Annotated in this window: 19 protein-coding genes and 1 other annotated feature; of the genes, 15 read left to right on the top strand and 4 right to left on the bottom strand. The window is 43.9% G+C overall.

What is annotated here, in order from left to right; all coding sequences use genetic code 11:
* The first annotated feature begins 16 nt into the window (after positions 1-16).
* Both hemL and BN1691_RS01615 read left to right on the top strand, forming a co-directional pair.
* On the top strand, positions 17-1,303 hold the full coding sequence (hemL, locus tag BN1691_RS01620; protein WP_048600493.1) for a glutamate-1-semialdehyde 2,1-aminomutase: 1,287 nt from the start codon (positions 17-19) through the stop codon (positions 1,301-1,303).
* Between the two features lie 134 nt (positions 1,304-1,437).
* Positions 1,438-2,916, top strand: a complete 1,479-nt coding sequence (locus BN1691_RS01615) for a LysM peptidoglycan-binding domain-containing protein (protein ID WP_048600492.1) — start codon at positions 1,438-1,440, stop codon at positions 2,914-2,916.
* 42 nt (positions 2,917-2,958) lie between these two features.
* On the opposite strand, the gene BN1691_RS01610 is transcribed toward BN1691_RS01615, so the two are convergent.
* Positions 2,959-3,138 carry a hypothetical protein gene (locus BN1691_RS01610; RefSeq protein ID WP_048600674.1) on the bottom strand — a complete coding sequence of 60 codons (180 nt, stop codon included), beginning with the start codon at positions 3,136-3,138 and terminating at the stop codon, positions 2,959-2,961.
* Between the two features lie 126 nt (positions 3,139-3,264).
* Positions 3,265-3,501, top strand: a binding site (T-box leader).
* Between the two features lie 47 nt (positions 3,502-3,548).
* On the opposite strand from BN1691_RS01610, the gene BN1691_RS01605 reads away from it, so the two are divergent.
* From BN1691_RS01605 to BN1691_RS01585, 5 genes are all read left to right on the top strand, one after another.
* Positions 3,549-6,197, top strand: a complete 2,649-nt coding sequence (locus tag BN1691_RS01605) for a valine--tRNA ligase (RefSeq protein ID WP_048600491.1) — start codon at positions 3,549-3,551, stop codon at positions 6,195-6,197.
* 41 nt (positions 6,198-6,238) lie between these two features.
* Positions 6,239-7,630: a bifunctional folylpolyglutamate synthase/dihydrofolate synthase gene (locus tag BN1691_RS01600; RefSeq protein WP_048600490.1), complete on the top strand. Its 1,392-nt coding sequence runs from the start codon at positions 6,239-6,241 to the stop codon at positions 7,628-7,630.
* A gap of 17 nt (positions 7,631-7,647) precedes the next feature.
* Positions 7,648-9,033 carry a UDP-N-acetylmuramate--L-alanine ligase gene (gene murC, locus BN1691_RS01595; RefSeq protein ID WP_048600489.1) on the top strand — a complete coding sequence of 462 codons (1,386 nt, stop codon included), beginning with the start codon at positions 7,648-7,650 and terminating at the stop codon, positions 9,031-9,033.
* 176 nt (positions 9,034-9,209) lie between these two features.
* Entirely contained in the window at positions 9,210-10,955 is a 1,746-nt protein-coding gene (locus tag BN1691_RS01590) for a GGDEF domain-containing protein (protein ID WP_048600488.1), read from the top strand.
* Between the two features lie 152 nt (positions 10,956-11,107).
* On the top strand, positions 11,108-14,686 hold the full coding sequence (locus BN1691_RS01585; protein WP_187116839.1) for a DUF5057 domain-containing protein: 3,579 nt from the start codon (positions 11,108-11,110) through the stop codon (positions 14,684-14,686).
* A gap of 64 nt (positions 14,687-14,750) precedes the next feature.
* On the opposite strand, the gene BN1691_RS01580 is transcribed toward BN1691_RS01585, so the two are convergent.
* The 3 genes from BN1691_RS01580 to BN1691_RS01570 are packed head-to-tail and all read right to left on the bottom strand — an operon-like array spanning position 14,751 to position 17,478.
* Positions 14,751-16,382 carry a pilus assembly PilX N-terminal domain-containing protein gene (locus tag BN1691_RS01580; protein WP_048600486.1) on the bottom strand — a complete coding sequence of 544 codons (1,632 nt, stop codon included), beginning with the start codon at positions 16,380-16,382 and terminating at the stop codon, positions 14,751-14,753.
* A gap of 27 nt (positions 16,383-16,409) precedes the next feature.
* Positions 16,410-17,030 carry a hypothetical protein gene (locus BN1691_RS01575; RefSeq protein ID WP_147545551.1) on the bottom strand — a complete coding sequence of 207 codons (621 nt, stop codon included), beginning with the start codon at positions 17,028-17,030 and terminating at the stop codon, positions 16,410-16,412.
* On the bottom strand, positions 16,981-17,478 hold the full coding sequence (locus BN1691_RS01570; protein ID WP_147545548.1) for a type IV pilus modification PilV family protein: 498 nt from the start codon (positions 17,476-17,478) through the stop codon (positions 16,981-16,983). The genes BN1691_RS01575 and BN1691_RS01570 overlap by 50 nt, the downstream gene beginning before the upstream one ends.
* Positions 17,479-17,778: 300 nt before the next feature.
* On the opposite strand from BN1691_RS01570, the gene BN1691_RS01565 reads away from it, so the two are divergent.
* From BN1691_RS01565 to BN1691_RS01530, 8 genes are read left to right on the top strand one after another with little or no spacing between them, the layout of a single operon-like run.
* Positions 17,779-19,461 carry a GspE/PulE family protein gene (locus tag BN1691_RS01565; RefSeq protein WP_048600483.1) on the top strand — a complete coding sequence of 561 codons (1,683 nt, stop codon included), beginning with the start codon at positions 17,779-17,781 and terminating at the stop codon, positions 19,459-19,461.
* A 9-nt stretch (positions 19,462-19,470) separates the two neighbouring features.
* Positions 19,471-20,508 carry a type IV pilus twitching motility protein PilT gene (locus tag BN1691_RS01560; protein WP_048600482.1) on the top strand — a complete coding sequence of 346 codons (1,038 nt, stop codon included), beginning with the start codon at positions 19,471-19,473 and terminating at the stop codon, positions 20,506-20,508.
* A 3-nt stretch (positions 20,509-20,511) separates the two neighbouring features.
* Positions 20,512-21,717, top strand: coding sequence for a type II secretion system F family protein (locus BN1691_RS01555; protein WP_048600481.1), 1,206 nt, complete (start codon positions 20,512-20,514; stop codon positions 21,715-21,717).
* Between the two features lie 21 nt (positions 21,718-21,738).
* On the top strand, positions 21,739-22,167 hold the full coding sequence (locus BN1691_RS01550; protein ID WP_048600480.1) for a type II secretion system protein: 429 nt from the start codon (positions 21,739-21,741) through the stop codon (positions 22,165-22,167).
* Between the two features lie 39 nt (positions 22,168-22,206).
* Positions 22,207-22,965 (top strand): prepilin peptidase, encoded by a 759-nt coding sequence (locus BN1691_RS01545; protein ID WP_048600479.1) that lies wholly within the window; start codon positions 22,207-22,209, stop codon positions 22,963-22,965.
* A 15-nt stretch (positions 22,966-22,980) separates the two neighbouring features.
* Positions 22,981-23,979: a type IV pilus biogenesis protein PilM gene (pilM, locus tag BN1691_RS01540; protein WP_048600478.1), complete on the top strand. Its 999-nt coding sequence runs from the start codon at positions 22,981-22,983 to the stop codon at positions 23,977-23,979.
* Entirely contained in the window at positions 23,980-24,555 is a 576-nt protein-coding gene (locus BN1691_RS01535; protein WP_048600477.1) for a PilN domain-containing protein, read from the top strand.
* The gene (locus BN1691_RS01530; protein ID WP_048600476.1) at positions 24,548-25,207 is read left to right on the top strand and encodes a hypothetical protein; all 660 of its coding nucleotides are present in this window, start codon (positions 24,548-24,550) and stop codon (positions 25,205-25,207) included. The genes BN1691_RS01535 and BN1691_RS01530 overlap by 8 nt, the downstream gene beginning before the upstream one ends.
* Positions 25,208-25,411 lie beyond the last annotated feature (204 nt).

Raw genomic sequence — 25,411 nt, 5'->3', positions numbered from 1 at the left:
AGGGGTGACATAGACATTGACCAGATCATTTGAACGTTCTATCACAGCATTTCAAGAGGCATTAAAGGTAATGCCTGGTGGCGTAAATAGTCCCGTTCGTGCTTTCTGCGCTGTTGAAATGAATCCCGTTGTGATGGAACGGGGAGAGGGTTCCCGTTTATGGGATATCGATGGAAATGAATATATCGATTTTGTTAACTCATGGGGTCCATTGATTCTTGGACATGCCCATCCTTCTGTGTTGAGAGCAGTAACTGAGACCGCTCAAAAAGGAACGAGCTTTGGTGCACCAACTGAAATTGAGACGAAGATGGCACAGCTAGTCATTGAGCGTATGCCTTCAGTGGAAATGGTACGTATGGTCAATTCAGGAACTGAAGCGACCATGAGTGCACTGCGACTTGCCCGTGGCTATACAGGTCGTGCAAAAGTAGTGAAATTTATCGGTGGTTATCATGGCCATTCTGATTCCTTTCTCATCAAGGCAGGTTCAGGTGCAACCGAATTAGGGACACCAGATAGTCCAGGGGTGCCTAACTCCATCGCCCAGCATACCTTACTAGCAAACTATAATGATTTGGCCAGTGTTGAAGCCCTCTTCCAACATTATGGCGACGAGATCGCTTGTGTCTTTGTTGAACCAGTGGCAGGAAATATGGGGACAGTTCCACCGCAACCTGGCTTCCTTCAAGGACTACGTGAGATTACAGAGCGATACGGTGCATTGCTGATCTTTGATGAGGTGATCACAGGTTTCCGTGTCCATCTCCATTCTGCTCAAGGTCGCTATGATGTGATGCCAGATCTAACCACCATGGGTAAGGTAATCGGTGGTGGGCTACCCGTAGGAGCCTATGGTGGTAAGCGGGAGATTATGGAACAGATTGCACCCATCGGTCCTGTGTATCAAGCAGGTACGCTCTCGGGGAATCCTCTAGCCATGGCAGCAGGCTATGCCACATTGCAGGAGCTGAAGCCTGAAGTTTATGAGGAGCTAGAGAAGAAAGCAGCACGCCTCGAAGAAGGCTTCCGGCAAAATGCGGAGGAAGCAGGAATTCCCATGCATATCAATCGGGTAGGCTCCATGGTTTGTCCATTCTTTACCCAAGAGAATGTAGTGGATTTTCGTACAGCAATGACCTCCGATATGAAGCTGTTCAAACGGTACTTTAAGGCGATGCTGGAGGAAGGTATCTATATGGCGCCTTCTCAATTAGAGTGCATGTTCATCTCCACCGCCCATACCATGGATGATATGGAGCAGGCTATTGCAGCAAATCGCAAGGTGTTGAAGAGCCTTTAATTGAATCGAATAAATGGAGAAGCGTTCTCTCATTGGAGAGAACGCTTTTTCTATCCTTTGTACGAATCAGGCGAATACTCGCCCACTTTTTTCATATATTTGAAAGAGAAGTAGCAGTTGAAAGGAGGAGCGGAATGTCGCAAGGAGATGAGGTTCGCCTCTTCGTTGAAGAATCAATACTCTTACCTCGCCAGCAGGTGGGGATGGAGGAGATTCGTGAAATTGAACTGATTCCCCATATCTCAGTCTTTGAGGAACGTGAGAAGGTACTCATCGATGGAATTTTGCTCTGTAGGGGGCGTTATCAGGGTCGAGAACGTACTCCGTTCAGTGAACAGGCCATGCTGGAGAGTAAGCAGGGAATCTTCTCATCGTCGTTTAAGGCAGGAGAGCTATTCCATGAGATCCCTGTACAGATCGAAATTGCCAAGGAACGAATCAACGATATTGAGAAGGTGTATGTGAAGATCGATTCATTTGATTATGATGTGGTGGATCCCCATCAGCTCTTGATCACTGCTGAGCTATGCATCGAAGGTGTGAGGGGTGCGCAGAAGGTAGAACAGGGAGAAACATTTACTCCAAACCCAGATCCCCCTTTTAATTGGGAGGTCTGGGAGCAGTGGAATGAAGAGAAGCTATTAAGGATTGCTGCGGCAGATGATCCCTTACGTGAGGAGACAGAAGAGAAGACTAAGCCCCAGTCAGGATCAACTCCGCTATTCCGTTTTCATGAATCTATGCAATGGAATCTTCCTCGTGAAGAGAGACTGAAGGTGGAGAAACAGGAGGGGAAGAGAATCGAGCAGCATGAAGAGCATGTGAATACAGATCTGCTGGAGGAAGAAGAGGTAAAAGAAACTCTCACGGAACAAAATAGCGAGGAAGGCAGTGAGCAAATCAGCAAAGAGACTAGCGAGGAAATCAACGAGGAGTTTAGTAAGAAAGTTACAAGCATGATGGAAGAGGATGCTCAGGAAAAAATGAATCCTACAGTAGAGGAGTCAGAGTCGCTCCAGGTAGCGAATCCAGCTCACGAAGATGATGAGAAAGGAGCACATCTTTCAAGTTTCTTACCTGAAGGAGATGAAGCTCCGGAAAAAGCAGCTACCCACGAGCAAGAGGAGAGCGTAAGTAAGCAAACCGAAGCTTTAGGGACAGAAAGCAATCAGGAAAGAGAGTCGGATCAAGCAGAAGTCGAGTCGGAAGCAGAGGAAGTTCATGTGGAGGCAGAAGCCACAGCAGAAGAAGTGCAGGAGCAAACTGAAGAGGTCGTGAAAGAGTTTAAGGTAACCATTGGCAAGCGTGCTATTGATGAGGAGAGGAATACAACTGAAGCCTCTTTGGAAGGGATGGACTTAGAGCTCGAGCTTGATGTGGTTGCGGAAGCAACTGAATCACCAGAGAAGGAGCTTCGTTACTACCTCTATCCCGATAAGGAGGATGGTCCAAGCTTTACGAAGGTGAAGCTCTGTATTGTCCAGCGGGAGGAGACCCTTTTTGAGATTGCTCAGCGTTATGAAATGACTCCGAAACAGCTAATGGAGTTCAACCAATTAGCTTCTGCTGAGCTGGCAGAAGGGCAGCTTCTTTATATTCCTACCCCCATATAACGAAATTTGATCACCCGTTCCAATGCAGGGAATGGGTGATTTTTAGATCCAGTCAAGAATCACTGCGAAGTATAATAGGGCTACAATGGTAAGCAAGACCACATCAAAGGTGGTTGGAAAGAGCAAAGTTCGGATAAACTGAAAGATAAGCAGGCTGAGAAAGATATGACGAGCGAGGAGCTTAAACTTAAGATACCAGGATAGTTTACGAAGTTGGTTCATCCAACGCACGGTGAATCACCTCTTCATGCTTAGTCAATATACCATATGCAAGCTAGGCTCATCTTGACAACATGAATTGACGTTTTGCATAAAACTGAGTATGATAAGTGTTATAAAGTTCAATATGGAATGACGATGAGAGGAAGTAGTAGATCTTCACTCCTATGCAGAGAGAGGAACCCTAGGGTGCAAGGTTTCTTATAGTGAAAAGATCGAAGTCGTCCTCGAGTAATCCACTTGAGCACAAGGAGAGCATCCTGTGGTAGAGTGGGTCGGCTTGAGCCGTTATCATGGAAGTGCACAGGGACAGCTTGCGCCCTGTGAAAAAAGGTGGTACCGCGAAAATACCCTTTCGTCCTTTTGGATGGAAGGGTTTTTATATTTTTTGGAGACGAAAGGAGTCGGAATGGATGAACCAGATGGAAGAGATGCCAACGAAGTACGATCCCAAGGAGATTGAATCTCGTTGGTATAAATACTGGTTAGAAGGTAAGTACTTTGAAGCGAAAGGTGGCGATAAACCACCTTATACCATCGTAATCCCACCACCTAATGTGACAGGACGCCTTCATATGGGTCATGCGATGAATACCACATTACAGGATATTCTTACGCGGGCTCATCGGATGCAGGGCTTTGACGCATTATATCTACCAGGGATGGACCATGCAGGTATTGCTACACAAGCAAAAGTGGAAGAAAAGTTGCGTGAACAAGGTGTTTCCCGATATGATTTAGGGCGAGAGAAATTTGTGGAGAAGGTATGGGAGTGGAAGGAATCCTATGCTGAACAGATCCGTCAGCAATGGGAAAAGCTGGGATTAGGATTGGATTACAGTCGGGAACGTTTCACGTTGGATGAAGGTCTCTCGCAAGCTGTTCGTGAAGTCTTTGTTCGACTCTATGAAGCAGGCTTGATCTATCGAGGCAAGTATATTATCAACTGGGACCCTGCTGCACGTACAGCCCTATCGGATATTGAGGTTATTTATAAAGAGGTGCAAGGCGCGCTCTATCACATCAAGTATCCCTTAGAGGATGGATCTGGCTATATTCAGATTGCCACTACCCGTCCAGAAACCATGCTTGGTGATATTGCCATTGCTGTTCACCCTGATGATGAACGCTATCAAGCTCTGATCGGAAAGAAGGCTATCCTACCTTTAGTAGGTCGGGCTATCCCCATCATTGCAGATGATTATGTAGATCGTGAATTTGGTAGTGGTGCTGTGAAAATAACACCTGCTCACGACCCTAATGACTTCGAGATCGGTCTCCGTCATCACTTAGAGCCTATTACGGTTATGGATGAGACAGGAACTATGAATGAGCATGCGCTCAACTATCAAGGCCTTGATCGCTTCGAATGTCGTAAACGGGTGGTTGAGGATCTGCAAACCCTGGGTCTGCTTGTTAAAATTGAAGAGCATCTCCATAGTGTTGGTCACTCTGAGCGAAGTGGGGCAGTTGTTGAACCCTATCTCTCTACGCAGTGGTTTGTGAAGATGCAGCCATTAGCAGAACGTGCCATTGAACGGCAACGGACAGAAGGTAAGGTTCAGTTTGTTCCCGAACGCTTCGAAAAGATTTATCTTCATTGGATTGAGAATGTTCGAGATTGGTGTATCTCACGGCAGCTATGGTGGGGACACCGCATTCCTGCTTGGCATTGCGCAGATTGTGGTGAGATTACTGTATCTCGTGAGGATGCTACACATTGTGCTCATTGCGGTAGCACGAACATCGAACAGGATACCGATGTGCTTGATACTTGGTTTAGCTCAGCGCTATGGCCCTTCTCTACCTTAGGCTGGCCTAACAAAACTGCTGATTTAGAACGGTACTTCCCTACCAATGTGCTAGTAACAGGTCATGATATTATCTTTTTCTGGGTAGCGCGGATGCTCTTTACCTCTCTAGAATTTATGGAGGAGATCCCCTTTAAGGAGACGATTATTACAGGACTAATCCGTGATGCGCAAGGAAGAAAAATGTCCAAGTCGCTAGGTAATGGGATTGACCCCATGGATGTCATTGATCAGTATGGTGCTGATGCCTTGCGCTATATGCTAGCTACTGGAAGCACTCCAGGGAATGACCAACGCTTCTATTGGGAGCGGGTGGAGGCTGCTCGGAACTTTGCCAATAAGATCTGGAACGCATCCCGTTTTGTCCTCATGAATTTGGATGGCTTTACCCTTAAGGATCTGGATCTATCTGGTTCATTACGTACAGCAGATCGTTGGATTCTTCACCGTCTCAATGAGACCATTGCGGATGTAGATCGTTTGATGAAGATGTATGAATTTGGTGAAGTAGGCCGCGTTCTTCATAACTTTATTTGGGATGATTTCTGCGACTGGTATATTGAATTAGCGAAGCTCTATCTCTACGGTGATCAGGAGGATGCTAAACAGCAGACCAAGTCTGTATTGGTCTATGTGCTGGATAAGCTCCTCAAGCTCTTGCATCCTATGATGCCTTTTATTACCGAGGAGATTTGGCAGCATCTTCCTCATGAGGGTGAGAGTATTACGGTGGCGTCATGGCCAGAACAACGGCCTGAATTCAATGATCCTCAAGCGAAAGAGGAAATGGAAGTGATCATGTCCATCATCCGTGCTGTTCGTAATATTCGTGCGGAAGTGAATGTGCCCATGTCTAAGGAGATTCAGCTCTGGATACAGCCACAGGATGAGCATTTTGCCAAGGATATTGAATTGAATCATGATTATCTTGTGCGCTTCTGCAATCCTGAGGAGCTGAAGATCGACATTGCTCTTCAACGACCTGATAAGGCCATGTCAGCTGTGGTAACCGGAGCAGATATCTATTTACCACTGGCAGGTTTAATCGATATTGAGCAAGAAATTACTCGATTAGAAAAGGAACTGGCCGATTTGAATCAAGAGGTGGCTCGTGCTGAAAAGAAATTGTCCAATCCACAATTCGTTGAACGGGCACCAGAGCAAGTGGTCGCACAAGAGCGTGAAAAGGCCAATGATTATCGAATCAAGCGTGAAAAAGTAAAGGGACGTATTAAAGAATTACAAATGTAAATTGCACAAACAAAAATGGTGAAATAAAGGAAGTGTCTAAAGTGGCTACATTTCAAACCGCTGAGGAAGCAATCGATTGGGTACACGGTCTCGTCTCTTTAGGAATTAAGCCAGGATTACGTCGGATGGAATGGCTCTTAAAGGAACTGGATAATCCAGAATTACACCTAAAATTTATTCATATTGCTGGAACCAATGGGAAGGGATCAACTGCTTCATACCTTGCTACGGTTCTTAACGAAGCTGGTTATGACGTGGGTCTCTATACATCGCCATATATCGAGCGATTTCAGAATCGAATTCAATTTAATGGTAAAGATATACTTGATGAGGATCTCGTTACCGTATTAAATCGAATCAAGCCTTTGGTGGACAAATGTGCAGAAGGTCCTTTAGGTAGCCCCACTGAATTTGAGGTGATTACGGCAGCAGCACTCCTCTACTATCGTGAGATTAGCTGTCCCTACTTCGTCGTTTGGGAAACAGGACTCGGTGGTCGTCTCGATGCCACCAATGTGATTTTTCCCATCATTTCAATTATCACAACTATCGGTCGGGATCATATAAATATATTGGGCGATACCATTGAAAAAATCGCAGAGGAGAAAGCAGGAATTATTAAGTCAGGGGTTCCTGTGATTACAGGGGTTGCTCCAGATGACCCTGCATGGCCTGTGATTGAACGGGTGGCTCAAGCGAAAAAGGCGAAGGTGTATCAGTGGAATCAGGATTTTTTTGCTGAGATGGTGGAAGCTCCAACGATCACCATGCCGAAACAGGCGGGTGATGAGATGGGCGTTCATCAATCCATACAATATCGATCTATATTTCACCAATTGGATCAGGTGGAGTTACCCTTACTTGGTGAGCATCAAAAGTTGAATGCCGCAGTTGCCCTGAAGGCACTGGAGGTTTTGGAGAGCTACTATGCCACCATCCTTGAGGAAAAGACCATTCGTCAGGGCATGAAAAAGACCAAATGGGCAGGTCGCTTTGAAGTGATGAAACGGGACCCACTCATTATCCTCGATGGTGCTCATAATGAACCAGGAGCACGTAGTCTGGCGAAGACCATTCAAGAAGTCGAGGTGGAGCTAGAAGGAGCAGTAAAAATCCCTTTAAAGGATAAGCGACTTACTATCATCTATAGTGCTATTGAAGGGAAGGAGATCGATGCGGTGCTTCAGGATCTTGCACCGATGGCTGATCAACTAATCTGTACCAGCTTCTCCGATCGGCGGGCACATTCTGCCGAAGAATTGGGGCAACATGCAGCGAAGTACTTATCACCAGAACGAATTCAAGTCTTTGCTGATTGGCATGAGGCATGGAAAGCTACGCTTCCTACCTTGTCCAAGGAGGATGTCTGTATTGTTACTGGCTCACTTTATTTTATTTCTGAAGTGCGTCAATGGTTGAAGAAGCAAGTCTGATGAAGGAGATGAGGGACGTGTCCGTCAAAGAGCATGTTCATTTTATTGGAGTCGGAGGATATGGGATGAGTGCCGTTGCACGCATCATGGTGGAGTCAGGCTATACAGTCTCTGGCTCTGATATGCAACAGAATGAATTAACCAAGCAATTACAAGAATTAGGCGTAACCATCTATCAAGGTCATGCAGCTGAGCATGTGAATGGTGCGGACTGGGTCGTCTATTCATCAGGTATTCCTTCTGAGAATGTGGAAATGATCACAGCAAAGGAACAAGGAATTCCTCTCTTTCATCGCTCACAGATGTTAGCCCGTCTTGTTAATGAGAAGAAAGGGATCACCGTAGCAGGCTCCCATGGAAAGACCACCACCTCCTCCATGATCGCCTTCTTATTAACCCATGCTGAGTTGGATCCTTCCTTCTTGATCGGCGGCAATGTGGTTGGACTAGGTGGGAATGCTCGAGCAGGTAAAAGCCCTTATGTGGTGGCGGAAGCAGATGAAAGTGATCGTTCATTCTTGCATTATCATCCCTATCTCTCCGTTGTGACCAATATTGAAGCGGACCATCTAGAGAATTATGGCGGACAATTTAGCAATTTATTAGCAGCCTATGAGCAATATCTTTCTCAAGTGCGGGAAGGGGGCATGGCCATCATCTCCATGGATGATCTCCATCTCCGTGAGATGCTCCCGAAACTCCGCGGTGAAGTGATCACTTATGGTCGCCAAGGTGCAGGGGATTACCAAGCTATCAATATTGAAGAGGGGAACTGCTCCATTTCCTTCGATTTACTGGAGTATGGTAAACCATTAGGTCGGATTACATTGCCGGTGCCTGGAAAGCATAATGTAAGCAATGCTCTAGCAGCCATTGCTGTGGGACGGTTCCTGGGTGTGAGTTTCTCTTGTATTGCTGATGCGATGCAGCATTTTACCAATGCGAAACGGCGTTTTCAAATCATCGGTGACATCGATGATTGTCTCATTGTGGATGATTATGCTCATCATCCAACGGAGATTCGTGCAACACTTGAAGCAGCCAAGGGAACAGGTCGACGAATTGTAGCGATCTTTCAACCACAACGCTATACCCGTACTTACTATCTTTTTGAGCAATTTGGTCAGGCCTTTGCTGATGCAGATGAAGTGATCATCACAGATATTTATTCACCAGCAGGTGAGAAACAGATCGAGGGTGTAAGTGCAAAGCGCCTTGCTGAATTAATCAAGGAGAAAAGTAATTCGCATGTTCATTATGTAGCAAGTAAGGATGAGATTTTACAATATCTCCTTAATAAGGATTTAGGGCATCATCTTGTCCTCACTATGGGGGCAACAGATATCTGGAAGGTGGGAACCCAACTTCTAGAAAAGCGGCAGGTAACTCATACAAAACCATAGCAAAAGATGTGTAACGCCTTCTCCCTTTAAGGGAGAGGGCGTTTTTTTATCCATCCCAGTAAATGTATTCCATTCAAACTCATTTCCATGTATAATAGTCCCATAGGTATAAAGAATCATGTTTTAAATACTGAAATAGGCAATAAGAATCACGATAGGGAGGGGGGGAAGATAAGATGAAGCGGTGGCTTATTATAACCTCTTTACTGGGGTCATATCTATTGTTTTTTAACTTTGCTACTCTTGAACATTTTTTTATGGAAGTGGAAGATCATTTTCTGATCTTTATTGCCTTTCTATTTCTCTATCTTCTGGTAAATCTATTTCCTTTCACCATTCATGGCGAAGCATTTACCATGTCGCTAGCCATCACGCTCCCATTTTTCCTTGAATATGGAGTTTTCGCAGAGGCATTTTTAACCCAATTAGCTCATATTTCCGCATTTATTGCGTTGCGGATTTTTTCTATTGAACGGATCGCTATCAATCTACTTATCCTGCTCTATACATCGCTGGGGTCCGGCTTCTTCTATTACTATCTTGGTGGGGAGCTAGGGAAGCCCTTAATTGCGTATACCAGCCATGATCTTTTCCTCGTAATTCTTTATGTATTGGCATATCTGTTGCTGAATCGTTTGTTGGTGAAGTCGGCACGGAGCATGCTTAACAAGGAGAAGATGGAGAACTTTTTTGCTGAAGATTTTTGGCAGGAGTTACTCACCTATGTCATTCTCTTTCCCATCGGCTTTATCATTTATGGATTGTATCAAATGATGGGTGTTGGTTCACTCTTTTATATGGCCTTTCCCATCCTTGCCTTTTCCTATATTTTTCGCCTTTATCACCAGCTTCAAGAGCTGAATCACCGTCTATCTAGACTTAATGAGATCTCACAATTTCTGACGTCCAAGCTGCAGGTAAATGAGGTGGTAAAGGAACTGATTCAATCATTACAGGGTTTGGCTCAATATGATTTTGCCTATCTCTTTCTTGTTGATGAGAAGAGGCATCACTTAGCACCTGTTGCCATCGATGGACCTGCTGTAACTCCAGAGGTTGAAGCTGTCTTCCTGCAGACACCTGTTCCCATTGGAAAAGGCTTGAGTGGGTTAGCAGCAGAGCGCCAAGAGATCATCCGTACCACCAAAAGCAGAAGGGAGGCTCATTGGGAGCATGAACCGCTACTTTTTCAACCACAGTCTTCAATTGTAGCCTTTCCCCTTCTGATTAATCGTAATTTATTTGGCGTGCTTACGCTGAGCACTCAGGAGGCAGGGGTCTACTCGAAGCGAGATGAGATGCTTTTAGGTATCCTAGCTTCTGAAGCAGCCATTGCCTTGAAAAATGCGGAGCATTTTGAAGAGACGAGAAAGAGGGCAGAAGTGGATGAGATGACGGGTCTTTATAATTATCGTTACTTTGAACGTCAATTATATTTACTATTCCAAGAATTAACACCCAATTCCACTATGTCTCTCATTCTGTTAGATATCGATCACTTTAAGCAGGTGAATGATCGTTATGGTCACTATGCAGGGAATCAAATCCTCCAACATATCGCTCAGCTGATGCAAGGTGAGGTGGAGGCACTTCAACTTCAGGATGCCTTTGTTGCCCGTTATGGTGGGGAAGAGTTCGTGGTAGTGCTACCAGAGTATAATGTGGATCAGGCATATGAATTTGCTGACTGCATACGGGAGAAGATCGAACAGAGCCACATTCAGGTTTGTAATGACTTAGAATGCGAGGGGACATCAGAGGAGAACATGGAAGAAGTAGAGATCACCGTCAGCATGGGACTTGCTAACTATCCGCAGCACGCTGAGGATCCCCTTAGTCTCATTCGTCATGCTGACCGTGCTATGTATATTGGAGCGAAGCAAGCAGGACGGAACAAGGTAGCGGTGTATGAGCAGGGATAAGGACGCTGATTACAGAAAAGGCCCTGATAATTATGGCGAAAAATCGAAATCATCTCTATTTACCACTCCATTTTTGGGGTGGTAAATTCGTGAATAATAGGAATTTTGGTATAATTGAAAGAGGAATATGGGGCTGGGGGAGGATGATTCAAGTGAAATTCTATCGGCAAATCGTCTCACTCTTCATCGCAGTAGTCTTGGTTTGTACTAGTGCTTTGCCATCATTGGCTGCAGATGGTGCATCCGATGCGTCAGATCCAAGAGCGGGGCTGCCAGCGGCGAAGGTGCTCTATATTTATGATAAAGACCAAATCGATTTCATTCAGAATAAGCTTGAAGAGCAGCTTACCCAATTTTATCAGGATCTATTTCGAGAGCAGGAGGTAGAAGCCACCTTTATCTCCATGAAGCAATTTGTTGCCTTACGGGAAGAATTGAATGGCAAGTATGACTTAATCATGTTTGGAAAAGGCAACTATTATCCACTAAAGGTTAATATCGGTCTAAATACATATTTCGGTAGTAATGATATCACTCAATATAAGGCAGAACAAATTATCCAATTCTATCTTGATAAAGGGATTCCAGTTCTCCTTCCTAGAGCATTTACTTCAGATAATTATTTAGTAGGAGTCCATCGAGAAGGAAATATCAAGAAGGTGCTTGGTCCGTACTGGGAGGAGCATCCAGAGCGAGTGCTTTTCTATCGAGATGAGGAAGTGTATGGGGAGAAGAATATTTTTGGCGTCATTACCTCTGTGAAAGATCGTGACCGTTTTATCGGAGATCTTCGAACCTACATGGATGCGAATCCACGCCCATATATTCAATTGCTAGATAATCCAATCTCATATAAGGACTCCACAGCTCATTATTATTCGCCTGAAAACGAAATCAAGTTTAACTTTTCCATTCCCAATGAAGGCAAGTTCCAACCTCAACAGCTGAAGGTTAAGCTCTTCATCGACTTTAACTATAATCATCAGTATGAAGAAACTGAAGCAATGGATGAAGTGATTGTTTCTTCGAACCTTGAGGAGTTGGTAAGGAATAAAGATGGTACCTATACCCTTAGCTATCAATTGCCTCATGGCTATTCAGGTCTCTACTATTGGAAACTGAACATTATCGATGAATCTAGTCAGAGACAGGATTATGTTGAGAATTCCTTCCGCTTTCGAGATCATCTAACAAAGATTAAGGTATTACAGGTGAAGAAAAATTTGGATGACCTTGATCTTAAGGCTGATGAGCTGATGGCACAGAATCTATTAGAGTCGGAGGATTATCAGATTGAAACCGATGCCGTGACCTATGCAGAATTTTGCGAATCAACACATGAACAGCTCAATGGTAACTATAATATGGTGATCTTCGGCTTTAAGGATCTGTATAATTCCAAGGAGAATAAGAAGCCAGAGCGGATTCCATCAGAGGTGCTCAACTCTATAAATCAATATATTGCTAGCGGTCAATCAGTTATGTTTACCCATGATTCCATCTATGCAGAGAATTGGTTATGGAACCCGATTGAGAATGATTGGACGAAAAATTTTCGCTCTATTATTGGTCAGACAGACACATGGGATAGTATGGGGTTAAATGCTTTTTTTCCATCAACAAAAGCGATCCGTGTTAATCAAGGATTAATTACCCAATACCCTTTCCTATTACCTGAGCAAATAACTGTATCTAATACACATAATCAATATTTTCAGCTAGATTTAGAGGACCCTTCAATTATTCCTTGGTTCAATATTGATAATGACAGCATCTTTAAGTGGCGTGATAATGTGTATGACACCTGGCATCACTATTACACCTATTCCAAAGGGAATATTACATTCTCAGGAAGCGGACATTTATTAAGGTGGGATATCTATCGAAATGTATTAGATCCACCGACTGAGGATGAACAGAAGCTGCTTGTGAATACGATCTATCGTGCATTCATGGGCTCCAACCATGCACCGATTATTAGTGTGCTCTCACCACAGCTTAATGATGGAAATGAGGTATCACACAGTCCAGAGAAGACCATTCATCTCAAGTTTCGTGTGGATGATTATGATTTTAAAGACCACTGGATTAACAAGGTGGAGGTGAATATTAATCATACCTCCCAGACAGTAGGACACAGTTTGCAACATAAGTATCAGAAGGTGACAAAGGGAAGTACCATCTCATTAGATGTCTCACCAAAGGATCTTCAATTGACTGAGTTCCCCCCCATTGTACCGATTCGTATTGAGGCATGGGATCAATCAGGTGCTAAGGATCAAGTTGAGTTTGTTTTGGTGACAGAACCCTTCAATTTACTAAGCTCACCAAAGCAGGCCTATCTTCCACTAAATACGGATAAATCCAATCAAGTAGAGTTATCCTATACGATCGGTGCCAACCGTTTAGTGAATCAACCATTTGATCTCAAGAATGCTACCTTCCTTCCCATGGTGATTAAGAGTAATGAGCTTCAACAATATGGTGTCAATGAAAAGATCGCCTTCAAAGTAAATGAGAAAAAAAATTCTCCCCAATCAGCTGAGGGGGGAGCAAGCTGGTTTTGGGTAAAGACTGAGCAGAAGGGAAATAATTCAACGTACAACTTTGCTAGTATCGACTTTCTCGAAGCACTTAAAAATGGGAAGGTAGAGCTTGATCCAAGTAAGAATAATCCTGGCGCCGATCCAAGTGGAAAGAACGATGTGTTTATTAACTTCCCATCCAATATGGACCCAAATGCAAAGCTGATTGTTTTTGTGGTAGATGACTTCGACCTCAATAATAATGGCAGTAATGAGCGCAAGCTTCAACTACGTGGCTTTGCTCAATTAGGTGAGGCTGAAGCTGCAAAGGATGGAAATAAGAATTTCAAGGTTCAAAATTATACTCTATTCCCCTATGGAGATTGGAGCTTTTCATTACAGCTTCCCGAGGGATTTGAAGCTTTCGAGAGGCCTGACTGGATCAATGTACAGAAGAATGATCAAGGCGATCTATTAGAAGGATCCTTACCTAAGGATCAGTTTAGCATTGATCCAAACACGTTGATGCCGAATCCCTATACATTCCAGTTCAAATTGAAAGCTGTTAATCGTGAGATGATCTTAAGTCAGCCAGCTTATCCCTTACATGCTTATTTAAAGCAAGAAGGAGAATCAAACTTTTCACAGCCATTTCCAGAGATAAGCTTAATCCCATATCGGCTAAAGCAGATTGGTCCGATTACCCTATTTCAGGGGCAAAGTAAATCGATTTCCTATGAAATTCAACCCAAAGGCTGTCGACCAGGGCTAAGTTTTGAGATTACTGGTCCTCCCGTGGCGTCCATTCATGGTAACTATCTCATCGGGAAGAGTCCAGGAACTACCAGGTTGATTGCCAAAACAACAGATGGCATCCCACTCCAATCAGGAGAAGTACATGTTGTAGGACTAAATAGTGCAGATCTTGAGTTGGAACGAGGAACAGGTAGGAGCATCAACTATCAGTTAACAAACATCAGAGACTATGATCAGAATCAGCTTGTGATCGGTGAGGAGTGGTCCTCATCGAAACCGGACATTTTACTGGTTAATAATAAAGGATATGCCATTGCACTACGAGAGGGTCTAGCAGATGTTACACTCCGTGTGATGCTGCAGGATCCTGATAATCTACAGGTCTACGAATATGAGAAGAAAATTAGGGTAACAGTAGTACCGAAGAAGCATGATGATTGGCGCTATTAAAGGATTCATGGAAGAGATTGAGAGAAGAAGCATCTAAGCAATATTTCGCTTAGGTGCTTCTTCTCTATTTCTCATATTCTACGTATCGTTTTCCTCGAATCACTTCGATTTGGTCAACGCGAGGCAAGCTATCTGCTTGCGTAATATAGAAGCTAGGATCGTAGGTTACTTTCAGCCGTGATTTTTCCAGGTCATCATGGAGAGGGTTATACCCGATCCTGGTTTTAGCACCATTGGTCTTGGTTTCTCCTCGAACGGCATTGATCTCAAGGCTCTCCTTGGCAAAAACGCCACCCTCAATATTGAGGTAAGAGCCGACCCCATAAAGAATCGCTTTACGATCAGTATAGAGGTAGGCTTTTAACTTCTTCTCAGGTTGGAACTTATTATTAAACTCATTGATTCGATTGATCAATAGCTCACCACTGGTTAATAGCACAACGGGATCTTTGCCAGCAATATTGGCTTCATCGATGGTGGTATTTCCCTTTACGTAGATGGTAGAATGATTGAAGTCTACATTCCCACGGATGATGAGCTCTCCTTCTATTAACAAATTCCCAGTGATGCTGAGCGGATCTGGTGGCAATAATATTCCCTGCTCAAGGGCAATCTGTCGTTCCTCTTCTCCGAGAGATAAGGGCTCAATCACTACATCGCCTTCGATGACCAACCATTCTCCATTATTAATTTCCAGGTTGTCATAGAGATAGAATGGTGACTGGCGATCGGAGAATTTGGTGGATTTCGTGATCTGAATTCCATTCCATTTCCACGGTTCAGAGGGTTTCGGATAAAAGGAGGTGTTAAATTGCTCTACACCTCCTAAATTCGGGATGGAACCAATATTGCGTAATTGATCTTGGAAGGAGGATTCTACGTCTACGCTGAGAAATTGATTATTATGGAAAAAGAATTTGACTGCACCATCAAACTGTGTCGTTCCCCATTTTGTTAAGTTACTATCATAATCGTGCAGACTTTCTGTAGATGGAGGGAGATAAAATCTTCCATTGATCGTTGGTTTACACGTTTGAAATGCATCGTTCACTCCACGAAAATAATAATTTGCCGTGGTACTAGGAAGCGTTCCCTTACCAGCATAGACATCCCCTTGGATGAAGGCTCCACCATTGATGGTCAGTATTCCTTCTGTCCCTAAGGCATAGCGTAAAAAGCTCGGGTAGGCACTGACTAATAATTCCTGTACCAGTGTACGCTTTACGCCATCCTCCATCTCGATGGTTGCTCGGAGTTGGAAGGTAGCGAGATATTCCTCTTTACTAGCTTCCTGCAAGCTTGCATATAGTTTTCTATTCTGATCAGGGGCATCCTTGCTGAGGCGGTCGATGCTAGTGATCTCAAAGTCGATACGATCCCCGGGAAGTCCCATTTCATCAGATAATTTACTCATGGAATTGAGAAGCTGTTCATTCTGATCGAGATTGGAGATATATTGTGTGAGAAAGGTATCCACATTCAATGTACCATCATAATCCTTCATCAAAACCTGTACCTCTGTGGTAGCCAAATCCAATACCTTCTCAGCGATTTGCATAGCTTGTACATCGCTCTCACGATACTCTGTTCTCACTGTTCCATGTAGGCTAGTTTTTAGAATGGCTACACCAAGAATGGTAAAAATCATACTGACAAGGAGAACAAGAATTAAGGCCGATCCCCGCTCATTTTGCATCGATTTACCACCTCCTATACCCCTTGGCTAGAAGCCAAAGCTACTTTTTACATCTAATGTTTTTCCATCTTCCTGATGGGTTAATGTAAGGTCAACCTCAATTGTCCCTTCTCGATAGCCATAGGCTTCTGCTTCAATATCATCCGTTTCAAGCAACCGAATGGTACCCATCACATTCACTGTGGGATGGCTAACCGTCTCTTCACCGATACGAAGCACACCATCCTGCAAGAGAATATCTTGTGGAAAGAGGCGTTGATCAGGATCTGTCCTCATCACATAATAGAGCTGAATCCCTCTGCCATCATCAAGATTTTTAACGCGAAATTGGATCTCTCCTGGCAGATTAAATGCTCCATCCATTAGCTCATCAGGATGGTAATTATAGAGGCGTTCAATAATGGTACTCATCATCGCATCCGCTTCATCACGTAAGATGGCTTCTGTACCGATGTTATTGAAAAGGTGGATACCTGAAACAAGTACAGAAGTGATCAGGATAATGACCAGACTAGAGAGGGCTAAGCCCGCTAACAATTCGATTAAGGTGAAGCCTTCTTCTCCCTGAGGACTTAGCTCATTCTGATCGTAGCTCACTTTACATCGTGGGCTGGTTATTATAGATGTATCCTTCCACCGTTGTTTCATAGGTCGCCTCCTTTACTTGCCAATGAACGGTTAAACGTACTGGCAGGAGATAATCTTGTAATTTGGGATCTTGATGGAGCTGTATTTCTGCGGTCATATGATATACAACATTATTGACAATGGGCAAAAAAACACTTGGATTCAATCCGTATTTTTTGCAGTTCATTTCATCCAGTTCAAGTAGCGTAGGGCTGATACGAATATCCTCATGCTCTAGTAAGGCGGAATAAAGGGTGTCTTGTTTCTCTAAATAGACTAACGCATTGTGTCCAAGGCTCACTGCCACGGTTTTACTCTGATTCAATTGATTAAAGAGATAGGCTTGTTGAAAAAAGCCAAACATACTTACAGTAATGATGGTAAGGAGGGTAATGCTTAAGACCACTTCCAATAGGGTAAATCCATTCTCTTTTTGCTTGCCTTGGTCATCCTTCATTGTTTGCATCATCCCTCCTTTATAAAAATGAAAGTAGCGACAGAAGCTAGTACAAAAGTATCAATCAGCCAATAAATGAAATAATTGTTACAATTCTTCTAAAAATTACCCATGAAATCACTTATATTATACAATGTTAACAAGGAATCGGGATCATGATACGAGATTATTTATGGTAAAATATCAAAAATTCACCTTCATATCGTTCTAAAATATCATTTTTATACACGATTACCACCCTATTTTTACTAGCGAAGAGGCTTAAACACAAGTAGTATATAGGTAGAGAGTACTATTTAAGTAATCGGAGTTATGAAAGGGGAGATGGATGGCGTGATTACGGAGCGGAAACGTTTGGGCGATTTACTTGTTGAAACAGGATTAATTTCTGAAGAGCAATTGCAGCAAACGTTGGCCAGTAAGAAACCGAATCAAAGATTGGGTGATGCCTTACTTGAACAGGGCTTCATTACAGAGCTTCAATTAATTGAAGCGTTAGAATTTCAGTTAGGCATCCCCCATGTAAGTCTGTACCGCTATCCTTTTGATACCAATCTATTTACGTTAATTTCAAAGGAAGAAGCGAAGCGTAATCTCTTGATTCCATTAAAGCGCAATGGGAATAAATTAATCGTTGCAATGGCCGATCCTCTCGATTATATTGCGATGGATGATTTGAGAATGGCTACAGGATTTGAAATCGATCCAGTCATCGCTACCAAGTATGATATATTACGAGCCATCAATAGCTACTATGGATCCGATCAAACAGTAGAAGAATGGCTGAGCTATTCGCAGGCGCCAGAGGAGACAGAAGCATTCAATACGGAAGAAGAAGAGACACCTGTTATTCGTCTCGTTAATCAGCTGCTCCAACATGCTGTTGAGCTTCAGGCTAGTGATATCCATATTGATCCGCAAGAGTCACAGGTTCTGGTTCGTTATCGCGTAGATGGCGTGCTACGGACGGAACGAACCCTTCCGAAACATATGCAGAATGTCCTGATTGCCCGAATTAAGGTGATGGGGGAAATGGATATTACAGAATCGCGTCTTCCCCAGGATGGTCGGATTAAGGTAGATCTTGATTTTCATCCCATTGACCTCCGTATCTCGACATTGCCCACCGTTTATGGTGAAAAGGTGGTTCTACGTGTATTAGATTTGGGAAATGCCCTGAACGAGCTTAGCAAGTTGGAATTGAACAAGCTGAATCTCAAGCGCTATATGAACTTGATCCAGCGACCTACTGGTATCATCTTAATCACTGGACCTACGGGGAGTGGTAAGACTTCTACGCTCTATGCCACCTTAAACTACTTGAATGATGAGGCGGTTAATATTATCACCGTGGAGGATCCGGTGGAGTATCAGATTGAAGGGATTAATCAAGTTCAGGTGAATGGTAAGGTGGGTCTTACCTTTGCCCGTGGATTGCGCTCCATCCTACGACAGGATCCTAATATTGTGATGGTAGGAGAAATTCGTGACCTCGAAACAGCGGAGATCGCCATCCGCGCTTCGCTGACAGGTCACTTGGTATTAAGTACCCTTCATACCAATGATTCTGTAAGCACCATCATTCGTCTTGTGGATATGGGAATTGAACCCTTTCTGGTGGCAGCATCGGTCAGTGGTGTAATGTCACAAAGACTAGTACGTCGTGTCTGCCGTGACTGCAAAACGAAACGTCCACCTGAACAATGGGAAAAAGAGCTTTTTACCAAGCATGGCCTGGAGCTAGACGAGGTGATCTATGGCAAGGGCTGTGGTACCTGTAATATGACAGGCTATAAAGGGAGAATCGCCTTGCAGGAAATCCTGATTCTAGATGATCAAATGAAGCAGATGATCATGGAAAAAGCCTCACTTTTTGAAATCCGTCAGTATGCGAAGGATCAAGGAACAATCTTTTTACTAGAAGATGGTCTACGCAAAGTGAGCGAAGGGTTGACCACTCTCGATGAAGTGCTTCGCGTAACTATAGATGAGTAGGTGATAAGGATGAATGAACACTTACAATTAGCCATTAATCAAGCCATCCAGGATCGAGCTTCAGATATCCATATCTCATCTGGGCTCCCTCCTATTCTACGCATTGATGGTGCGCTCCATCCCAGTCAACAAGCGGTGCTTAGTGCTGAGGAGACAGCGAAGATTGCAGAGGAGCTAGTCCCGTCTCAGCGTTGGGAGGAGTTCAATCAGTTGGGGGAGCTTGACTTTTCCTTTGAATATGAAGGGAAGGTACGGTTTCGTGTCAATGCATTTTTTCAACGAGGTCAGGTAAGCCTAGCCCTTCGCTTGATACCAACGATGGTACCCACACTGGAGGTGTTGAATCTACCGAATACCATCCGCGAGCTAGCAGGAAAAGTACATGGGCTAGTACTTGTTACCGGTCCTACTGGTAGTGGTAAATCTACCACCCTAGCTGCGATGATTCAGTACATGAATCAACATATGCATCGCCACATCATCACCTTGGAGGACCCTATTGAGTATTTACATCATCACGAACAGTCCATCATTGAGCAAAGGGAAGTAGGAAATGATACCAGTAGTTTTTCCAATGGCTTACGGGCAGCATTACGGCAGGATCCAGATGTAATTATGGTCGGGGAGATGCGAGATCTGGAAACCATTGCTACTGCCATTACTGCAGCAGAGACCGGTCACCTTGTATTAGCAACATTACATACCAGTTCGGCTCTCGCCACCATCGATCGGATTATCGATGTCTTTCCATCCAGTCAGCAAGGTCAGATTCGTTTGCAGCTCTCCAATGTTTTACAAGCGATTATTTCACAGCGTCTCTTGCCCTTGAAGCAGGGAGGGCGACGAGCAGCTTTAGAAATCCTCATTAATAATCCAGCAGTAGCCAATCTGATTCGTAATGAAAAGACACACCAAATTCTAACGGTGATGCAGACCAGTCGGTCTCAGGGGATGCAAACCATGGAGTCTGCAGTGCGGACATTGCTTAATCAGGGACTGGTCTGCTTTGATAGCGCATCGCCTATTCTCGGAGAAGGAGGGATGTAATCCATGCCTCTCTATCTCTATGAGGGACGAAACTCCCGTGGTGAGCTGTGCGAGGGGAAGGTGAAGGCAGATTCAACCAAAGAGGCTACGCAGCGTTTGCGTAAGCGGGGAATCAAGGTCATGCAATTGCAGGAGAGTAAGAGTCTGTTTTATCGAGAGATCCAAGTAGGTAGGGCAGTCAAACCAACACAGTTTGTGCTTTTCTTACGCCAGTTAGCCACATTGATACGAGCAGGTGTCACTATTGTGGAAGCGATTAGGATTCTGATCGATCAGACAGAGAGTAGAACACTGCAACATGCACTGGAGAAAATTGAAGAGGAACTGCGGCAGGGTCATCCTTTATCCAAGGCGATGGCACAGCACCCACGGATCTTCACACCACTCATTATCAACATGGTGAAGGCAGGAGAGGCAAGCGGAACATTAGATGATACCCTAGATCGAATGGCTACCTACTATGAGAAGCAGCATCGCTTGCGGCAAAAGGTGATCTCCGCTCTCACCTATCCAGTAGCTGTAGGGATTTTTGCCATTGCCGTGATCATCTTTTTACTGGCCACCGTAGTTCCCATGTTCGCTGATATGTTTCTGCAATTTGGTAGTGAGCTTCCAGCCATTACGCAGTTTGTGCTAGATAGTAGTGCCTGGATCCAAATGTATTGGTGGATCATCGCTATCGTTATTGCGACTTTGTACACAGTTTTGTGCCTTTTAAAACGGAATAAAACTAGTAAATACTACCTAGATTATGCTAAATTAAAGTTGCCTATCGTTGGAAAAATTATTCAAAAGTCACAGATTTCTCGTATGAGCAGCACCTTAAGTTCGTTATTCGTCAGCTCCGTTCCTATCTTGCAAGCCTTCGCCATTGTGGAAGAGGTATTGGATAATGAGGTGATGGTTCAGCTCATCCATAAGTCGCGCCACTCTTTAGGTAGTGGCGAATCGATCACAGTTCCCTTAAAAAGTCATTGGGTTTTTCCACCTATGGTGACACAGATGATTGCCATTGGAGAACAGACTGGGACACTGGATCAAATGCTAGATAAGGTGGCGCAATTCTATGAGACGGAAGTGGAACAAGCCACTGAACGGCTTCAATCCTTGATTGAACCCACCATGATCATCTTCCTTGCTGTGATTGTAGGAACCATCGTTCTATCCATTATGGTACCGATGTTCGAACTCTTTAATCAAATCAATTAAATATCAAAGGAGGAAAACAAGATGAAACGTCTAATGCGTAATGAAAAGGGTTTAACCTTGATCGAGTTATTGGCTGTTATTGTTATTTTAGGGATTATTGCAGCGATTGCTGTTCCGAACATTGGTGGGATTATTAACAAGACGAAGGATGACGCTGTTAAGGCAGAAGCAATTCAAATTTTAGAAGCATCGAAGTTGTTTATGGCTACATATCCACCACTTGAAGGTGGAGAGACAAAAACGATCAGTAAGGAAGAATTGGACCCTTATTTAGATAATTTATCTAGTGATTCGTTTAGTGTATTAGTTGAATCAGATTCTGCTACTAATAAGTATAAATACAAATTAATAGGTCATAGGCTACTTGAAATAAAGCCCTATACGAACTATGAAACGGAAGGCATTACTCTAGACGAAATAAACAATCCTAAAGATGATACAGTAAAATAAATTCTGTTGGTTAATTAAAGACTGTTAAGGACTGATCCTATGAACCTCTTTTTCACAATCTATTGGTTCATACTAGGAACCTGTCTCGGCTCCTTTTACCAGGTGGTTGGTACGAGGATTCCAGAGAAAGGCTCGATGATTGCTCCCCCTTCCCATTGTGCGGAATGTAAGCACCGCTTGGGATGGCGGGAGCTGATTCCTATTCTCTCCTATCTGTGGCAGCGTGGGCGCTGTCGTCATTGTGAAAGTCGCATTTCACCACTCTACCCGATCATGGAACTGCTCACCGGGGTGCTTTATGCCTACGCCTTCTATCGCTTTGGCTGGTCAGGTCAATTCCTCATGGCAGGCTCCATCATTGCCTTACTGGTGATGATTACGGTCTCTGACCTGCTCTATATGCTGATTCCCAATAAAATTCTCCTCTTCTTTGCAGGCTGGTTTACATTGGTACGATTCTTCTATCCATTTGCTCCATGGAAGCAGATGATCATCGGAGCCATTGTCGGTTTTCTGCTACTTCTCATTATCGCCATGATCAGCCGTGGTGGAATGGGGGGTGGAGATATTAAGCTCTTCGCTTTAATTGGTTATCTCCTCGGCTGGAAGGGAGTCCTTGCCACCCTCTTCCTCTCCTCCCTTTATGGGACCATCATTGGCTTATTTGGCATGCTACGAGGTAATGTGCAAAGAGGAAAACCCTTCCCCTTTGGCCCCTCCATTGCCCTAGGGATGCTGACTCTCCTCTTTTTTAGCGAGGATTTATATGCACTATATCTTTCATGGTTACAAGACTGAAAGGGGGGATACGGCTTGGCATTCTATCTAGGAATTGGTCGCCGTCGTCGTATCAATATCGTTATCAAAGATCATGTCATCCGCTATGTAGAATCCAAGCAGTCTCACCTCGATGGTATCGGTACGCAGGGAGAGCTCTATTTGCCACCGGGCTTAATCGTCAATGGTACCATTAAGGATGAAGATGAACTTTATCGCCGCTTGGCACCCCTTGTGAAAGAACGGAAATGGAAAAATCGAGCAGTTCAATTCATTGTTCCTGATCCCTATGTGGTGGTTCGCAAGATGAAGGTTCCTCCTTCCATACCAGAGAAGGAATTAAAGGGCTATCTCTATATGGAATTGGATACAACAGTTCATCTACCTTTTAAGGATCCTTATATGGATGTGATTCCCCTCCACAAGGAAACGGAGGATGGACAGGAGATTTTGCTTATTGCAGCCCCAGCTGAAATCGTCAATACCTATACTCATCTGTTTTCCAAGCTGAAAATGGATCCGGTCACAGCAGATATTAGCCCTCTTGCCTTGTACCGACTGTACGAGGAAGCCATCCAAGGAGCTGGGGAGGGGCATCTGCTCCTCATCCAATTTGATTATGAAAAAGTGACCGTCAGTATCTTCGATGGTGATAAGCCCCTCTTTATGCGAACCATGAATCTATTACTTCCGGAGAATGGCTGGGAAGTGGCTGAAGAGGAGAACGGAAAGACAAATATTCAATATCTCCAAGTAGAGACCATCGGTGAGGGTCATATCCGGGAGACGATCACTGAGATACTACGGATGATTAACTATTACCAGTTCTCCTTACAAGGGGGAATGGCACAGATTGACCGAGCCATCTTATGTGGAGAGCATCCTCTTTTAGACAAGATGCACGAGCAGCTTCAAGCAGAGCTTGGGATCGCAGTTTGTAGCATTCATGGTGTAATCCGTCAAGCTTTACACCTAGATTCTTCATGGGGACACTACGAGCTAGCAATAGGGTTAGCCCTGAGAGGAGGAAATTAAATGTCTGTGGATATTAATCTCCTCCCAAAGCGTGAGAATAAGAAAGTGGTGGAAAGGATTTTCTGGATCACCATCCTTGCCATTGTGGCAGTTGTACTCATTTGGTCTCGTGTCCAGTTTCAAGCGGCTCAGAGTAAGCTAGAGGTTAAGAGTCAGTATGAAAGCTATCTAGAAGCAGAGATCACTATGTTAGAAAACCAATTGGCGGAGTATCGCGGCGAGGAAGCCCTGCTTACATATGGAAAAGCTGTAGCCATGCTAGAAGCAGCCTCTCAGCCCGTGGTACCACTTATTCAAAAAATAATCGGTCTCTTACCCTCAGATGGAACCATTGTTAGCCTATGGTATGAAGGGGATGGCCAATTTGCTCTTTCAATCAAGACGAACTCGCTGCAGCAAATCGCTGCATTTAACTATCATGTAGAGCATGCATTAGGGGTTGAGCGGTTCAAGCTCCAACAGGTGAGCACCGAAGTGGATGAAAATCATTCTGCTACCGTATGGTATGAAGCAGAGTTCAAGCTAATGATGGTGAAATCAAGTGTAGCCAGCAAAGGGGGAGAGACGCATGAGTGATTGGGCACGGAAATTCTTGCTCCAAAGTGCACTCCTTCTAGCTTTTCTGCTGGTCATCGGTATTAGTATATATCTCCTGATCTTTCAACCTCTTTATTCGGAGATTCAGCAGGTGGATGCCTCCATTCTGCAAAAAGAGCGTGCAGTTGAAGTCTTGTCTGAGGAATTGCTAAAAAAGCAGGATGAAAAGGCTCCTGATCTCCAGGAGATTGCCAAAAAACTTCCGAGTGATCCCATCATCGATCAATATCTTCTCTACATCGAGAAGATCGAAGGGGAAAGTGGTTGCCGAATTACAAATCTAACTGTTGATGAAGATACATTAGGAGAAACTATGGGGAATGGCGACCCATTAATAGAAGAGATGAAGCAGCAAATTCATCAGCTGACCCTTCAATTACAGATTGCAGCCCCCGATTATCCCGCCATGGAAAAGTTTATGGAAGCCTTAGAAAATCAAGAACGTATCACCTGGATTCAGGGTATACAACTGAGTGATCAGCAAGCGATGAATGAAATATTAGGCGATGATGCCTACCTCTACTCTATCACCCTCGCAATCTATTACGTGGATCAAATGGATCAATTTGATGATAGGCTACCAAAGGTAGAGCATCCACAGCCAGCAGGAAAGAGTGATCCCTTTAAGTAAGTGATAGATCATTGATGGTGAGATTAGATAGTCATATGATGGTTACTAGTAAAATGATGATAATGATGAAGAGATACCTAAATGATGGGTATCTCTTCTTTTGTGTTCATGTATCTCCGAAGAGTCCCTTCAACCAAGTCTACTATAAAAAAGTTCTACTACTAGTTTCTAATACATATAGATGGAGCATGGTAAGACTCCTCG

Source organism: Rubeoparvulum massiliense, from assembly GCF_001049895.1.
Lineage (GTDB): Bacteria > Bacillota > Bacilli > Rubeoparvulales > Rubeoparvulaceae > Rubeoparvulum > Rubeoparvulum massiliense.
Note: the sequence above shows the minus strand (reverse complement) of the source record. Positions and strands in the feature narration are given on the sequence as shown.